Source organism: Pantoea sp. BS_8 (genome assembly GCF_041954965.1).
GTDB lineage: Bacteria > Pseudomonadota > Gammaproteobacteria > Enterobacterales > Enterobacteriaceae > Pantoea > Pantoea stewartii.
This window is the reverse complement of sequence record NZ_JAVAXU010000001.1, coordinates 993,547-1,009,329: the sequence shown is the minus strand read 5'-3', so window position 1 is coordinate 1,009,329 and position 15,783 is coordinate 993,547. Positions and strand designations below refer to the sequence as shown.

The following is a 15,783-nucleotide window of genomic DNA, read 5'->3' as shown; positions in this document are numbered from 1 at the left end:
ATTTTAGATAAAATGTCAATTAAATTAATTGCTTATCTTTCGGTAAGATAAAATTTTAAGTCAGCTTTGATTACTACCTAATTAAAAAAACAACCATGTGGTGATAAAATTGATTGATGAGTTTCATATCCTGTATCAGTACAGAAAAATCCAGCGGGCGGCAGCTATGACGGATATCAAAACTCTTGAAGAGATTTTGGTTAAGTTAAAAAAGGTAGTCGCTGAACGGCGTGCTGAGCACTACGCAGAGATCGGTGAAGAGGCGGCAAGGCGGATGAAAGTGAAGAAAATCTTTGATCTGATGAGAAGGGATGTGGTCTGTGTGGAGGATTTTAATAAAATGTATTGAAGCAGAAAGTCACTGGCGTTATTATTCATTTCAGTGATATTTAAGCTGATTTTACTTTAATTATAGATGAGGTAAGTCTTCGTTAAGACATTCGATTAAACTAGTAAATGAGGAAGGGTAATGAAGCAGCCATATGAAAACGTTTATCTTGGGAATTTTATCTTTGCTCTTGGATTTTATGCCGCAGAAACAAAGCGCGGATTGAGTGACAAATCTATCCAGCTAGTTCAGCAAACACCGGACGAAGAAATACTTAACGATTTATTCATTAACTGGTCCGGGAGAAATTTTATTTTTGAATTTAAAAGAAATAAAAAAAAGATAAGCACGGAACTAGAAAAAGACGAAAAGAAAAGTATTAATAATGCTTTGAACTTAACAGAGAATGAAAATTGGTTAAATCTGAGCAATAAGGCTCACTTTTTGGGATTTGGACTTCCGAGTGGTTTAGGATTTATTCATTATAGTTCAATCCATAAAGATTTTGATAAATATATTTCTCTGCCGGCTCTATGTAAAGCTGTTTTATCACAGAACACCGGTTTTGGATTGAACCATAAAGAGCTTGTAGAGTATCTGGATTTTATAAAATCTGTTACAGGAACTACATCTGAGGGTTGCGGTGGGTTTATTTTGAATATTTCAGAAGAGGGGGATTTAAACATGATTCCTTTTGATGATGTAAATGTGCTTTCCCAATCCTTAGATATGGAATATGAAAATATTTCATATTCATCCAGGATGGGTATGTAATAAGTGCAACGATGAATAAGAGTCTTCAAGAACTAAATAAGGCGGTTTTGTAATTCGATGAAAATTCAATTGGTTGCTCATCTGGCTTATTCATAATGTGTTAATGATACCCGACATCCAGAATCAGCCTGTTATCAAATAGCTCAACCAGAACCGTTTTCAGCGATTCTGGTTGCCACTGGTAGGACAGGTAAAGCTCCTCTGGCTCGACTTTCTCTAAAAGGTCGTCCCGAACTATTGTCATAACGGTACTAAGAATCTGGTCTTTATATGACAATAATTTTTCTTTATCCAGAAAAGAGAACTGATGCCCGGCGAAAATCCTTCTCAGTTAGTTAAGATAATTATCCTGGAACTGGTCATAGTGTTAGCCATTAACGGAGTAATAACGAATAAGTGATTTTGTTATGATGTTGGCTATACTGTCTTCGTCGGTATGAATGTTTAGTATTTCGTTTATTTCATTTTTTAGCATTTTTATCTCCATTTTTTATTTTTATTTCTTCGATAAATCTGGCTCTGTCGCCATTAAATACCACCGCAGGATTGATATAGTAAATGTACTTGGATTTGCTTGGTGCTATGACCTGCTTATCTATAAGCTCTTTTATTCCGCGATAAAATACAGGATCGGATAAGTTGAAATCACACTGACTTGCTATATCTTTTGCTGTTTCAAAATTCATATAAACCTGGTCTTTACCAATAGCGTCAGAAATGGAAAAGAGAAATATGTAAAATAGCTTATTACCTGTCAGGGACAGATCAAAGAGAACACGGATTTTGGAAATGAAAAGCTTAACGAACTTCTCTTTATCAACCTCCTGTATAGAGTGAATGACACTTTCGTATCGTTCTCCCTCTGGTGATTCAAATTTTTCTCCACGAGCTACTGTTCTTCTTTTATCTTTCGTCTGGATCTCAATGCCATTTTGCAATATAAATGGGTTCTTATCATAGGTGTTTTTATTCATAATGGTTCCTTTTTTATTATTATAATATACATATATAACTATGTTTTTTGAAATGTCAAATATATTTTGAAGTGTTTTCTTCATTTTTATTTTAAATATTGAAGTAAAATACAACAAACCCGAAGAGAAAAAGAACAAACCCGAAGAAAGATCTACAAACCCGAAGAAAAATCAACAAACATGAAGGAAGTGGCTTTTTAATGCATTGTTTTATATGAATATTTTTATCTTAAGAAGTATAAGAAATATAAGATCTAAGAGGACAACAGGAACCCTGTGCGATCTTAATATCGCCCCAATGGGTTTCGACTGGAAAATGTTTACTTAAACTGGACGTCCCGCCAGTTTTTATTTATCAGGAAAACATTTTCCTTAATTGTATTATTAGACCCCTGCACAACATAAGGTTGTGCCTGTGGGGGGCATGGTGGTTGAAGATCTTCTTTTATACAGTAGCAGAAGACAATAACAGTGCATTTGCTTCTTTGCCTTTTGGGGCAACCAGCAATGCCTGTATAGGCCGTATGAGTAAAATAACCGTGTTACTAAGCTACATGCTCGCTTGCTCGCATTGCGCAATATTAAAAACCTTGGATAAATGGCTGGTCTTGATTGAGCTAATGCGCTCAATCGCTAAAACCTGGCTCTCGCCCTTTTGATTTAAATTGTGAGAACATTTTTCTTCACCTGATGAAGTGATTTACTTCATTTTAAGCGCTAAAAACGAAGAAAAGTCTTCATGTGATGAAGAAAATGGTTTTAACAGAAAATCTATGCTATTTAAGTCGTCAGTGCGCGTGAGCGCATAGCGGTTTTGCTGACAGCAGGAAGCAAAAACAAGACAGCTTCCTTTATCAAAGGGGTTTGATTTTAAAGCAGTATATGAGCAAGCGAATGTGCTGCATTGAAAAACTAATTAAATAACAAACCATCATTCCCTAGTCTGCTGGTTGCCCCTAAAAGGCAAATAAGCAGAGCCCAGGGTTTTGTGTTCTGATTATAAAATAAAAGAGAAGTAATGAATATGAACCCCAATGACACGGCACAACAGCCGTGTTGGGTTACTTAAAAAAAAAGAAAACCATCTTGTTTTTCACTTTATAAAATCGATAAAGAACATCTCTCGCTTCACTCTATATTAATAATGAAGAAGAAAACTGCTCTCAGGCCGCTTTAAATAAGGATCGTTACTGTCAGGTCTTGCAGATTAAACTGTCAGGATTAGTAATGTAATCTGTCATTATTTATTATTTCCTGACAGATCGAAAATGAACTGTCAAAAACATTGCTATTGTTAGCATTTAAAGTATCGATAAAAAGAACTTGAATTGTCAGGAATAAATTTGATTTTGACACTTGACATATTTTATTATGTTTGTATTACATAACTAACCATCCAAATAAAAATAATAAAGGTAAAAAAATGAATGAATTTAATATTACAGTAATAAAAGGAAAAGAAGATTCAAAATTAAGAAAATCAAGGAGAGGATTGCCAAGATACAAAAGCAATCCATTCTTACAAAACACCAGTAATAATACAAAAAGTGGATCACGAAGGGTCACAACGGGTAAAGATCGATTGTTAGTTATTAATGAAAATACCGGAGAACAGTTAGCAGGGGCTGGCTTCTTTCAATGGCAGGAGGTGGATAAAACACAATTTTTAAAACTATACATAAACGGAGTAAAAGCGTTAACTGAACTTACCGGAGCCGGAACCAAGGTGTTTGAAATTTTGTATAGAACGGTTCAGGAGTTCAAAGATACGGACAGAGTTTTCCTTGCTTATGAACTTGTAGATCAAGACATAGTGAAGATTTCGGAGTCAACGTATTATAGAGGAATGAAAGAGCTCGTTAACAAAGGTTTTATTGCTGAAACAACTGTTCAGAACTCTTATTTTATTAATCCTGATTTCATATTTAATGGTGATCGTCTGTCATTTGTTAAATCATATATTTTAACAAAATCACCCTCGATAAAAGAATTAAAATAGAATGATGGCTTCACTAAGATAACGAAATATTTGCTATTTGGATTGCAAGTGATTGGCTTCGCGAGACTAACGTCTGTCTAAATCCTCAGTTAGTTTCTAGTACTGATGAGGCTGAGCAAAAAGCAGTGAAAATTTTAATACAGCCTGCTACAATACATGATTACGCGCAGGCTGTCTGGATAAATTTCAGAAGTCTAAAAAATCATCATTTTCAAGATAATAGTTTAGAGCATCAATAAAATCCTGGTTACTGGCAGAAGGTTTTTGTTCAATTACTGATAAGATTACATCAGCAAATTGCTCACCTGAATAAATATATGATAAACCTCTGCTAGATGCATCTTGCGGATAGACTTCATTATCATTTTCATCTACCTGTGGATAACCGGAAGCCAAATATTCTTTGTCTCCGAATAACTCTCCATCTGCACCATAAATGCAAAAGTTATCATCTTCGCAACGAGTTTTGACCATGATGTCAATTATATCGTTCAATTTAATATAATTACCTTTAATCGACATAGTATCCTCTTTATATTTAGGTCTTAGCTACAAATTTTTCTACCCGTAGGACCATCAAGTTTTCCTTGTCGTCCAGGTTTTCCACCACCCCAAATATCACGTCCACCTTTACCAGTTGGATGATATAAAGCATGATTAGATCTATGATCTGCTCTGTCGACCAGAGTTAGTCTGTTTATATCTTCATGGTGATGCCATGTTAATCCCGAAGGGCTTCTGCTCATATCCCCATCTTTGAGCCAGTCATTCAGTTTTGGATATCTGTTAAGCATATCTTGTCGAAATTCCGGATTCGCCTCCATTTTTTGAACGAAATCTACATTAGCCCTGTTGAACTGGACTGCATCACTGGAATATCGATATTGAGGATCAAGTGAATAATCATGAAAAATATGATATTCACCATTATTTGGCCTATTAGCTAACCCTAACGGATCAATCCAACCCAGAGGATTAGGTGCATACTGATAAAGATTCCAGCCTCCCAGCAATCCTATCGGGTCCTGTACCGTAAACCGCCCGACCTGCGGATCGTAATACCGGAACAGATTATAGTGCAGTCCCGTTTCATTGTCAGCGTACTGCCCGGCATAGCGCAGAGGCTGATGAGCAAGGGCAGTTTGTTGCGTGAATCGGTGGAAACCTTCCGTCTGCCGGGTAACCTCACCAAAGCTCCCGTAATGACCGCTCCACCGAAGCTGTCCCTGTTCATCAGTGATATCCAGCGGTGCACCGTTCAGATCGGTTGTGAACCAGAGAACCACTCCACTATTTTCGTCACGCAAATGGTCAACACGCGCCAGCGGGCTGTATGCTTCGTTCGGATCGTAAACATATGTCCGGGACTGTCCGTTCTGCTGCTGTTCCTGCAACAGTCGCAGGCCCTGCCAGAGGAAGCGGGTCTCCGTGGTGCCGTGTTGCGTGGTAACCGTTTTACGGGTGCGCCTGCCCAGCACGTCATAGTGGTAGCGTGCCGTAAACCGGCCTTCCGGGCCGGTGCCTTCTGCCCGTATCAGGCGGTTTTCCGCGTCGTATACATAATGCTGTTCATACAGACCACTTCGGCGAAAGACCAGGTTACCCCACCAGTCGTATTTCATAAACAGGTTCTGCCAGTGCGTGAGGCGGTTATCCTTCAGCGGCAGGGCAGGGAGGTCATTATCCGGCAGCAGGTTATCCGCAGCGTCGTAGCGGAACGTCCTGTTGCTGTGGTCCGGGCGGGCTTCGTAGTGCCTGAGAAAACGGCCTTCCTCATCATAGCCATAAATTGTGTTGCCACGGAGGGTGTCACTGACGTCTGACAGTTCTCCCCGCCCGGTGTAGTTGAAGGCGCGTTCGAAGATTGTCTGTTCCGGCAGGTCGGGTGTGAAGCTGCTCTGCCGGGTACGTCTGCCCAGACTGTCATACTGGCGGGTCTGTTCACGGGTTCCCTGAGTGCGGGCCACCTCCCTGTGAAGGCGGTCGCGTGTAAATTCAGAGATGATTTGCTGACCGAAGCGGATGGCGCTGACGTGGCCGGAACCGTAATGCAGCCAGCTTATCTGCTGGCCGCCGGGCAGAGTCAGCGCAGTAAGATTACCCAGAACGTCATACGCAGAATGCAGTTCACCGTTGACTCCCTGTTCAGCGAGCAGGTTTCCTGCCGCGTCGAAGGTAAACTGAATTTCATCTTCTTGAATTCCCAGCGCCATGCCATCGGCGGTTGGCTTGCGGGTCAGGCCGGTAAGCTGCCCGCTGTTTTTACGCTGGTAATGGTACTGAGCATCGCGGGTAGTGCGTATGGTCAGAAGGCCGCTGCTGTCATAGCTGAACTGCTGAGTGCGTCGCGGAATGCCGCCATCGTCGTCCGGCCTGCCGCTTTCCATAAGCGTGGTGAGCAGTCCACGTTCATTCCATTCCATCTGCCGGGATGTATCGTCCGGGCGGGTTTCGCTCAGTAGATGGCCTGTCGGGTCATAAGTAAAACGGTACTCGCCACCGTTGCCGTTTTCCAGACGCAGCAGATTGCCTCTCCGGTCATAGTGCCAGCGGCGGGTTCGTCCCGTGCGGTCGGTAACGCTTTCTGGCAGTCCAAGCGCGGAATACTGCCAGCGAACCTCACTTTCCAGCGGGTCTCGCCAGGCCGCAAGTTGCCCGTGCTCGTTCCATAGTAACGTTTCATGACTGCCATCGGCCCGAATTAAGGCGGTAAGCTGGCCTGCATCGTTCCATTCGCGGCGTGTGAGGTTGCCTTCTGCGTCCTCACTGGTGATAAGCTGACCGAAGCGGTCATAGGTAAAGCGGGTCACGCTGCCGGAGCAGTCGGTGCGTTGAGTCAGCAGTCCCTGGTGGTTCCACACCAGCAGCACGTCACCACCACTGGCATCGGTGATGCGGTCAGGCAGCGTTTCTTCTTCATCAGGGTAGTGATACGTGGTGGTGTGATTCAGTGCATCGGTTTCCGACAGCAGGCGACCGTTCAGGTCATACACAGACTGAGTGGCTGTTGAATCCGGGAAAACCGTGCGGGCGATTCGGTCAGTATTACGGAACCAGTAATACGCTGTGGTGCGGCCTGCCGGGTCGGTCTCTGACGTCAGGCGACCGTAACGGTCCCACTGGCTGCGCCGCATGGCTCCGTCAGGCAGGATAACATCGCACAACTCCCCATCACGACAGACGAAGCCGGTCTGGCGACCGTCATAATCGGTGAAACGTGCAACATTATCATCGTCGTCAACCAGCCAGTGTGCCTGTGCGCCATCCTCGCGGATGGCGCGGCGGGTGCCGTTTTCAAAATCGTAATTAAAAGTAAGCTGCTCACCCGCGCTGTTGCGGTAAGCCAGCACGCGGGGCAGTCCGTCAAGACTCTGCCAGAGATATTCGTTCAGCAGACCGTTGCTGTCCTCATGGCTGCGCAGTAAATCCGTGCCGTCTCCGTCATCATACCAGCCAAAGCGGCGGCGTACCTGACCGCCGCGTCCGGTGACGCTAATCAGCCGGGCCTTAGCATCGTAATCGTAGCTGACCAGACAAATCTCATCGTCCAGCCAGGCTTTGGCAAGGCGAACCTGTCCGCTGACGGTCTCATAACGGCAGACCACGCGCTGTCCGGCGCTGTCGGTGAGCGCATGCAGCGTATGGTCGTCGTTCCAGTCAAAAAGAATATCGTTACCACAAGGTTCGGTGAGTCGCAGCGGCAGGGAAGGGGAATCACCCTGCAGAGATGCGTAACACCAGCGTTCGCCGCCGATGTCATACACTGACCAGGTATCATCCTGATGGTGTTCCAGCCAGCGTTTTTCGGTTTCGCAGAAGGTACGCTTCCCTTTCGGCACGAGAGGAAAGGACACGTAATCGCCGGACGGTGCACGCCACACCAGTCCGTCCTGATATTTTTCCAGTCGCGTTTCCCAGAAAAGTGACCAGCCACGGCCCAGTATGCTGTCGCCGGGATTGCCACTGCGCCAATAACGCTGCCAGACAACCGGCAGACGGGAGGGTAATACAAAGTCCAGCTCGTCATCACCGGAGAGGAATTTCTGCCCACTGACGATATCAACCGGGCGGGCGATGATGCCCACGGCGGCGGCACTGGTCATCAGCACGCCAGCGCGGCAGGCGACGCGGGCCAGTTTGTTGATACCCGGGATTTTACTGAACAGTCTTCCCAGCGCACCGACTTTACCTGCTGCACCGCCCGCTCCACCGAGCAGTCCGGCAAATAACAGCGTCAGGTCGGAGGCTTTATAGAGCCATTCCGGGACTTCTGACTGTATGGGCAGTGTCTGTTCCGGCTCACCGCCGATAATCACATCTGCGGAACCGGTCATGACCTTTCCACCACAGGTGGTCTGATCGCCGAGACGGGCAGCAGGCAGGCCATTGATGTACACGCGTGAGGAGCCTTCGGCCATCTGCTGTGAGCCAGCATCTTTGGCGCATTCCACCATGCTGTCGGTTGCAAGGGCGGCAGGTCTGCCATTAATGAACACATTATGAGAGCCGGTGGCGATAACGCCTTCCTTCTCCATGCTGGCGGCCCCGGCATCCGCAATGCTGTCCCTGGCCTTCGTTGCCAGTTCGCCCGTAAAATACCCAACCGCCAGACTGGCCCCGACCAGAAGCACACCAATACCCAGACATGACGCACCGATACCGGCAATCATCAATGCCCCGGCGGCAATACCTCCCGCTGCGGCAATCAGTCCACCGACAATCGTTCCGGCAATCATCCCTGCCAGCGCATGAGAATGGCCGATATCATCACCCACGCGTGCCGCTTCGAACATAACAACGTTCCTTAATTGTCAGGTGTTAAAAGAAAAGCTGGCAAGCAGCGCATGGAACTGTTGACTGTCTCCGTCCGTCAGTATCGCGGTGCAGGACACAGTGAACACCAGAATATGGTTTGCAGACGTGTTAAATACCGCCTGTTGCTGGAAGACCCGTTTACCGTCACGCAGATAGCATGCATGCACACATTCACCCTGCAAGAGGTTATTGCCGAGCACAGCTGGCACCCGTTTAGTTTGCTTCCAGCCTTTCAGATGCTTCTGAATCAGCGTTAACTGCCGGTCAATATAACCTGACAGCGTCTCGCCATCATTCATCGAATCGCGGGAGATGTTAAAGGCTGGCGTGTTCTCACCGGGCAGGGTAAAGACATTAACGGTGCGATCCTGATAGTGGTCAGGAAGGGTGATGTGGCCTTCGGTAAAAACGCAGAGAGGGAGATTATCAGACATTGAGCAGCTTCCATATGCATCAGGACGGTTTAAGTGTGCCACAGGGCCAGGCAGCTTACTATACAGAGGTTTCATTTACTTACCGAAGGTAAGTGTTCTGAGATAAGTATCGGTTCAGCAACAGGCTGATTCAGCCGATGCCCGCTTTCGTAGTGCAAAATCAGTCAATTAATCACACATTTCATTAACTTATTGATCTGTATTGCCGATCGATATATGAATTTTTAATAGGTATTGGCAATCAATAAGCTCTTATCGATCGGTCATTAATTGTCTAAATCGATCGATATGGTTTTTTTGATAGTTTTTGTCTATTGTGAGTTGTGGGTTTGATCGATAAAAACGATATGACACGCCCTTTGTTCAGATCAATTATATCAATTACTTAGAGTTAATCTGGCGAGGAAAAGAGCATGTCAGAATGTCCATTTTGCGGTACAGAAGTCCAGGAGCATGTGTCAGTGTGCAGGGGATGTGGTGCGGAAAGAGTAAAAGGTTATGTCAGCCAGCAGACTATGAAGGGGCTGGTAGTTGGTGGAACGATTATTGGCATTCCTGCGGGATTTGTCATGGCCTATCTAACCAAATCCACCCCAGTAATGGTGATAACTTTGCTCGCGTTAATGCTTGGCCCCTTACTGATTCTGAAATTTAAAACCAAAGATAAAGTCAGTTGGGTTCGTCCGACCGCACGTTAATGGCTTTGCCACATCAGGGAAAAACACCACCACTCACTGTTCTGAATGACAAACTCAGGGCAGTGAGTTTTTTATAATTCTGTTCAGGTCATTTTAAATGAAAAATGCAATTGCAGTGTTATGTGTGTCTGCCTCTTTTGCGCTGGCAGGCTGTCAGCAACTGAGCGACGCAACTGGGAAGGTGGGGCAGTCGATCAACTCGTCATTATCTTCTCTGGGTAATGCTTTAAGCACTTCTGATAATAAAAGTAATACAAATGTAGCGGATAATCTTCCGGTTAATACCATTAACGGTTTAGGGGTTATTTGCCGGGATTATGAAGCCAACGCGATGGCTGGTAAAAAGAACTGGATTGGTAAGAAAATCAGCATAAGCAATGCCACTGTTCTGGAAGCGCAGGAAGCATACGACACCATGAAGTACCTTGGTGCGCAGCGAGACCATAAAACCTACGCTATTATCTTCCAGACGGCTGATACGAAATATTGCGGTGGGGCTGTATTGCTGTCTTACTATGCTGGCCAAGATGATGATATCCTGAGAATCAGGAAAGGACAAAAGATCACGATTACAGGTGTTGTCTATGACATTGGCGACAGGACGTTCAACACGCATAACAATGGCAATATGGCATCGAAAATTATTAAAATGCAAAATGGTATGATTCACTGATAGTGAATTAAAAAAACTTAAAATTATTTAATTTTAAGACTCCCCCGTTTTCATCTAAAACGGGGGATGGGGGCTATTTTTGCAATGTTACCCCATCGATAAAGTTGCTAATTATATATCGCTCAAACTCAGAGGCATTAATTGCCTCTGCCAATCCTATTATTGAGTCTATAAATTTTAAGTGCTCTATGGCTTGATGAAGTGATAAGTTCTCGTCATCAAAATCGAGTAAAAATTTCAGTTGTATTTTTTTTGATAGCATGCGAGGTAAGCCATATTCTTCAAGTTGAAAAACAATTGGCGGCAAAAATGCATGCGAGCATTTAAATATGAAAGAGGATATGTCAGTGTTATTTTTTTTAGTTAGTTCGCGTAAAAGCACGTTTATATCATTCAATAATGATGTTAACTTATGTGTTAAGGTTTTTTCGAGTTCAAATAGGTTGTCTATTGAGATATTATTAGGTGATAAACCAATTAATTGCTGAGGAATTGTTTTTGACCAATTTTCACTGGCGGATTTTATATATGCTACAAATTTACTATACTCAATACGCCATGAACCTGGTTGAAGTTTGAGTATTTTATATAAGTAAAAATCCCAATCATCAGGATTTTGAGTGTTTAAGAAATATATTCTTTCCCATTCCCTAAGATTTTGAATAATATCCCAAGCGATTTGTATTATAAGTGAAGGGTTATTTAATTTAAATGCGCCTTCACTTTGTAATTGTTTGAATTTTTCTTCTCCTAATAAAGTGGACATTTCCTCTCTATATGAAATTATAGCCGCAATTTGATCTGGTGTAAGACTATCTGAAAACTCTTTCTCATCTATATCTGTGATTAACGAGTCGGGTACTGTGAGATCCAGTTCAGAAAATTCTTCTTGTGGAGGAGTAGAGAAAAGATAGACTTTCCCGATGAAATGTTTAAACATTCTACCGCTTCTGCCAATTATGTTTCTGTATAGAAAATCTCTGAGGTTTCTATTTCCATTTTTAGACTGCCATATGATTACATTTTCGGCATTAGTGTTTACACCTTCAACTATTGATGATGTTGAAACGAGGGTATTTAGACCATCGCTCTCTTCAAATAATTTTACTTGCAATTGGCTTAAAGAACGATGCAATCTCCCATTATGTATGCCAACTCCGTTTTCAATGAGTTTAGGTAATTTCCATCCAGTTGAATAGTTATCCCTAAGCCAGTTGGAAAATTGACTTGTAATATTACTTGAACTGTTTACTGAACTCTTAGTTAAAACATCAGTAATCTTGTCAATGTTTTTATAAGTTCCAGCATATACTAATGATTTGCCTTTGCTTTTATTTAGTATTTCAAGTAAATATTTACCTTTCATACTATCATCGTTGTTTATTTTGGAGCTATAATCATGTTTTTCTAAGAATACAGTATTAAAATCTATCTTAGTAAACTCCATTCCTTTAGTAAATGGATTGGAATTTATTTGGTCAATGTTAGGGGATAAAAAATATCGTTGAGTAGCCTTTTTGCTTAATTTTATAATTGCCTTGAGTAAGACGGATGCTCTTTCTTTATCGTGAGCTTCACTGGCTTTATAGAATTCGTCCACTATTAAAATGTCTATTTGATTTATTTTTTCTAAATATCCAATGGCTCTTTCTTGTGGAAATATAAAAATGTTTTTATCACTGAGTTCAACATCAGACGTAGTAATTATTTTATATTCTGCTGAGAATTTCCGATGTAATCTTCTGCGAGTCTCGTCAGTTAGAGAAATAGTTGGCACAATAATCATTACATTAGTAGGTTTTTTTATTGAAATGAATGCATCAATAATAAAACTTTTGCCAAAACTTGTAGGCGCACTAATGGCTAAGTCGGTTCCATTAATAAGTTTTTTTAATACCAAAGATTGCTCACGATGCAGTGTTACTGGAAATTTTAGTCCAACATCTACTTTAAACGCTTCATAAATAAGTCTATCTTGCCAGTCAGATGTGTTAACTCTTAGATATGGATATAGCCCTAATTTTCTAATAAGGTGATTCACAAAGGGATTATAATCCAGTTCATTTCGATAGTGATAGTCTAATAATTTAATTAATGTGTTTCTGGCTTCCGTTTCGTTATTTTTTTGAATTAGAGCACTTATTTCACGGCAGATATCAAAAATATATTCATGACTATCTCCGATAGTTTTATCAAAAGAGTCCATTCTATTGCTCCTTATAAAAACTTACACTGTTTACAAAGTTGTCTATTATGGATTTTTTATTTGGTACAGGGAATAGTATTAAATGAAATTTAATGTTTTCATACCCGAACAAGCTTTGTAATTTTTGTCTGTTCTTTCTGAAATAAGCTACTGTTCTTTCTTTATGGAAATCAATTATCTCTTTCTTGTACGCTTCACTTATACAGGTGGCCTTACTGGTTATATTACACTCATGAATTATAAGTATTGGGATGTTTATTTTTCCTTTGATATTATCGATTGAATTGGCATTGGAAAGGCATTTAAAGATATCATCTTTTACTTTCTCATCTAGAATTAATTCCTTTATATCGTTTACATTGAGGATTACACTATTTTCTTTTCTGAGTTTATCAGTGTTAAGTGAATTTTTAACTGATTCAGTTATTGAATTAAGCCTGTCATTTTCAATGCTATTATAAAACTTCGCTTCTCCAAACCATAGCGTAAACTCCCCTGTTTCATCAATTACGATATGAACGCTGTCAGCACCCTTTGCATTGTCTTGTACATTCTGTTTATAAAATATTTTGGGTACAACAGGTAGCGCCTTGAAATGATGCTTCATCAATCCATATAAAAATATTTCTGCCAGTTCACTGCCTTGACTAATATCATCGAACTTATCAGTTAATCTTAAATTCTGCGCAGCAGAAGCAAGGGCTGAATGAGGATCTGAAATTAAAGCTTCTCTTTCTTTAAAAGATAATGCAGTCTCAATGATGTTATCCCAAACAAACCGATGAAATTTTTTGAGTCGCCATCCACCATCCTCAAAGTCGTTTATCATGGAAAGGAATTTGTTATTACAAAAAGTGTTTGCTTCCAAAGGCGGAAAGAGTGTTAGAACCGTATCATCAAACAAGATCTCAAAGTCCATTCGTTTTCTCCGATGTAATTTCTTCTTCGTTATAGTTTGAAATATTTATCATAAATCAGAAGGTTCTGGTATTTTTTTTGATGAATTTTATGCATGTAAATATATACAGTGCTTATATCAGGATTTATAGTCGCACTCTGTCGTTGATGCTAACGTAAGGTGTTTAAATTTTATACACGCATTGAGACTGGGGTAGTTTAACCCTAGTTTGTGGTTAATTAATGCTACTTGCTGTTATTTCAAATATAAATCATTGATTATTAGGTTTTTTCAAACCAAATCGAAGTTTAGGCAGCGTAAAACCTTTTGATTTTGTTGCAACTTCCCTTTCCTTTGGTAAAGGTGGAAAGGCAATTGCTCGGCTTGTTTTGTCTGGATCTTGTTTTTTCTCAGACTTGTGGTTGTAGTTAGCTTCCAGAGGAATGCAAACTTCTGCTGGTTTAGTGGTAGTCTCCATACCCTCCCATTGACGCTTGGTAATCTTCAATTTCGTAACAGGGTCAATCATCACTTCATCAAGCGGGTATGGAACAGCCGGATTTGGCACAGTGATAGCAGCTGGTTCTGGCTGAGTTTCTTTCGTCGGACGATTAACCAACACACTAATAAAAGTTTTAATAAAATCATACATCTTGTGCAAATTAATCTTACGTTTACGCCTTAACAAAGCTGGTTTTTCTATTTTTGGCGCAACACCATAGTAAAGGGACATATCCTTTGGCTTCCCTACAACCGGCTTAAAGCGGCGTTTTCTTTCCGGAACAACCAGTGTAGGCTGTTGTGGCGCTGGTTTTGCTTTCAGACCTTCAATACGGAATGTGTTGAGGTTGACGGTAATGAGATGACCCACCTCACTGTTAAACAACTGCCTGAAATCGTTAGCAGCTTGTTTGGTCTGTGCTGCCTGCAACTGTTCTGCGGCACGTAGGGTTTTGGCTCTATTGGTATGCCATGATTTACGGTCTATCCTGGTAAGCGCAGGGCGATCAAGTTCAATGGCCTTAGCCAGGTGTTCGTTTGCGATATCCTCTCTTCCCGCTTCCTGTGCTTCCTTCGCCAGAACAATCGCTTCTTCACGCTGCGCTGAAAGGGAACGGTGATCCATACGATTTTTGGAACCAACACGTTCCAGTGCACGGTTAGACATTCTGGCCCATGACGCACGCCATTCATCCATCAAATCATGCTCGTTCCAGCTTCTGTTCTTGTTACCGAAACCTTTTGGTGTTATCTCGCGTAGCGTCAGCATAACGTGAGCATGGGGATTATGACCGTCAAGGTCATGGAATGAGATATCGGCAATCATGCCTTTACTGACAAAATTGCGTTTACAGTAGTTTTTCACTAACGCGATTTTGGCATCGTTATCCAGTTCAACAGGAATAGCGATATCAAAATAACGTGAGAGCTGGGCGTCTTTTCTTTTCTCAACTTTCTCAATTTCATTCCACAACACAGCAGAGTTTTCAATAATATTAAAAGGTGTGTGTTCTGGTGCAAGAATGCAGTGGTGGAACAGGTCGGAACGATATGAATAATCGTATACGTCTCCTGTTCTCACGTCTTCTATTCTTTCTCTTGCATTATATGCGGCAAGATAACATGACGATTTTCCTGCGGATCTTTTTAGCATACTAAACGATAAATGAAATATTGTCATGCTACAATAAATTCTCCTGTTGATTTTAATTTGTTTTAAAGGTGTTGACCTTTGCTGGTTTTAGTTTTTCGTAAGAAAAACGCTGGTGTTGACTTTAAGGCCCCCGCCAGGCCCACACGTTGCGAAGCAATGTATAAGTGGGCATTTTATTTATTTTTTATTCAGCTTGCGCCGAATCAAAATAAAAAAAATGGTCAAGTTTTTCTCTGGATCTAAGCGCCGAAAGAAGAGGCGCGTAAGCTTGGGGTAAAGGGATATAAATCGAAGAAGGGATGTTTCCGTATTGCTTATATTAATAATATA

At 41.8% G+C, this 15,783-nt stretch carries 12 protein-coding genes; 5 read left to right on the top strand and 7 right to left on the bottom strand.

Annotated elements, in window-relative coordinates:
• Nucleotides 1-109: 109 nt before the first annotated feature.
• Together RAC65_RS04575 and RAC65_RS04570 are read left to right on the top strand one after the other, a co-directional pair.
• Nucleotides 110-349: a DNA-binding protein gene (locus tag RAC65_RS04575; RefSeq protein ID WP_289367387.1), complete on the top strand. Its 240-nt coding sequence runs from the start codon at nucleotides 110-112 to the stop codon at nucleotides 347-349.
• 120 nt (nucleotides 350-469) lie between these two features.
• Entirely contained in the window at nucleotides 470-1,102 is a 633-nt protein-coding gene (locus tag RAC65_RS04570; protein WP_375096414.1) for a hypothetical protein, read from the top strand.
• A 461-nt stretch (nucleotides 1,103-1,563) separates the two neighbouring features.
• On the opposite strand, the gene RAC65_RS04565 is transcribed toward RAC65_RS04570, so the two are convergent.
• Nucleotides 1,564-2,076: a hypothetical protein gene (locus tag RAC65_RS04565; RefSeq protein ID WP_210530545.1), complete on the bottom strand. Its 513-nt coding sequence runs from the start codon at nucleotides 2,074-2,076 to the stop codon at nucleotides 1,564-1,566.
• Nucleotides 2,077-3,499: 1,423 nt separating this feature from the next.
• Here RAC65_RS04565 and RAC65_RS04560 point away from each other — a divergent pair.
• Nucleotides 3,500-4,075 (top strand): replication/maintenance protein RepL, encoded by a 576-nt coding sequence (locus RAC65_RS04560; protein WP_375096413.1) that lies wholly within the window; start codon nucleotides 3,500-3,502, stop codon nucleotides 4,073-4,075.
• A 186-nt stretch (nucleotides 4,076-4,261) separates the two neighbouring features.
• Here RAC65_RS04560 and RAC65_RS04555 read toward each other — a convergent pair whose 3' ends face one another.
• Genes RAC65_RS04555 through RAC65_RS04545 form a run of 3 tightly spaced genes read right to left on the bottom strand, consistent with a single transcriptional unit; the run spans nucleotide 4,262 to nucleotide 9,324 of the window.
• Entirely contained in the window at nucleotides 4,262-4,597 is a 336-nt protein-coding gene (locus RAC65_RS04555) for a hypothetical protein (RefSeq protein WP_375096412.1), read from the bottom strand.
• Nucleotides 4,598-4,620: 23 nt separating this feature from the next.
• A complete protein-coding gene (locus RAC65_RS04550; protein ID WP_375096411.1) occupies nucleotides 4,621-8,868 on the bottom strand; it encodes an RHS repeat-associated core domain-containing protein in 4,248 nt (1,415 codons plus the stop codon).
• An 18-nt stretch (nucleotides 8,869-8,886) separates the two neighbouring features.
• Nucleotides 8,887-9,324 carry a DcrB-related protein gene (locus RAC65_RS04545; RefSeq protein WP_375096410.1) on the bottom strand — a complete coding sequence of 146 codons (438 nt, stop codon included), beginning with the start codon at nucleotides 9,322-9,324 and terminating at the stop codon, nucleotides 8,887-8,889.
• Nucleotides 9,325-9,737: 413 nt separating this feature from the next.
• On the opposite strand from RAC65_RS04545, the gene RAC65_RS04540 reads away from it, so the two are divergent.
• Nucleotides 9,738-10,022: a hypothetical protein gene (locus RAC65_RS04540; RefSeq protein ID WP_146109183.1), complete on the top strand. Its 285-nt coding sequence runs from the start codon at nucleotides 9,738-9,740 to the stop codon at nucleotides 10,020-10,022.
• Between the two features lie 97 nt (nucleotides 10,023-10,119).
• Nucleotides 10,120-10,695 (top strand): hypothetical protein, encoded by a 576-nt coding sequence (locus RAC65_RS04535; RefSeq protein ID WP_375096409.1) that lies wholly within the window; start codon nucleotides 10,120-10,122, stop codon nucleotides 10,693-10,695.
• 73 nt (nucleotides 10,696-10,768) lie between these two features.
• Here RAC65_RS04535 and RAC65_RS04530 read toward each other — a convergent pair whose 3' ends face one another.
• The 3 genes from RAC65_RS04530 to mobQ form a co-directional block, all read right to left on the bottom strand.
• The gene (locus tag RAC65_RS04530) at nucleotides 10,769-12,901 is read right to left on the bottom strand and encodes a DEAD/DEAH box helicase (RefSeq protein ID WP_375096408.1); all 2,133 of its coding nucleotides are present in this window, start codon (nucleotides 12,899-12,901) and stop codon (nucleotides 10,769-10,771) included.
• A gap of 1 nt (nucleotide 12,902) precedes the next feature.
• Nucleotides 12,903-13,820: a DUF1837 domain-containing protein gene (locus RAC65_RS04525; RefSeq protein ID WP_375096407.1), complete on the bottom strand. Its 918-nt coding sequence runs from the start codon at nucleotides 13,818-13,820 to the stop codon at nucleotides 12,903-12,905.
• Nucleotides 13,821-14,070: 250 nt separating this feature from the next.
• Complete coding sequence (mobQ, locus tag RAC65_RS04520) at nucleotides 14,071-15,480, bottom strand: MobQ family relaxase (protein ID WP_375096406.1); 1,410 nt, start codon at nucleotides 15,478-15,480, stop codon at nucleotides 14,071-14,073.
• Nucleotides 15,481-15,783 lie beyond the last annotated feature (303 nt).

Coding starts and splice junctions, on each gene's coding strand:
- RAC65_RS04570 (WP_375096414.1), top strand. CDS start 470: ATGAAGCAGCCATATGAAAACGTTTATCTTGGGAATTTTATCTTTGCT.
- RAC65_RS04565 (WP_210530545.1), bottom strand. CDS start 2,076: ATGAATAAAAACACCTATGATAAGAACCCATTTATATTGCAAAATGGC.
- RAC65_RS04560 (WP_375096413.1), top strand. CDS start 3,500: ATGAATGAATTTAATATTACAGTAATAAAAGGAAAAGAAGATTCAAAA.
- RAC65_RS04555 (WP_375096412.1), bottom strand. CDS start 4,597: ATGTCGATTAAAGGTAATTATATTAAATTGAACGATATAATTGACATC.
- RAC65_RS04550 (WP_375096411.1), bottom strand. CDS start 8,868: ATGTTCGAAGCGGCACGCGTGGGTGATGATATCGGCCATTCTCATGCG.
- RAC65_RS04545 (WP_375096410.1), bottom strand. CDS start 9,324: ATGTCTGATAATCTCCCTCTCTGCGTTTTTACCGAAGGCCACATCACC.
- RAC65_RS04540 (WP_146109183.1), top strand. CDS start 9,738: ATGTCAGAATGTCCATTTTGCGGTACAGAAGTCCAGGAGCATGTGTCA.
- RAC65_RS04535 (WP_375096409.1), top strand. CDS start 10,120: ATGAAAAATGCAATTGCAGTGTTATGTGTGTCTGCCTCTTTTGCGCTG.
- RAC65_RS04530 (WP_375096408.1), bottom strand. CDS start 12,901: ATGGACTCTTTTGATAAAACTATCGGAGATAGTCATGAATATATTTTT.
- RAC65_RS04525 (WP_375096407.1), bottom strand. CDS start 13,820: ATGGACTTTGAGATCTTGTTTGATGATACGGTTCTAACACTCTTTCCG.
- mobQ (WP_375096406.1), bottom strand. CDS start 15,480: ATGACAATATTTCATTTATCGTTTAGTATGCTAAAAAGATCCGCAGGA.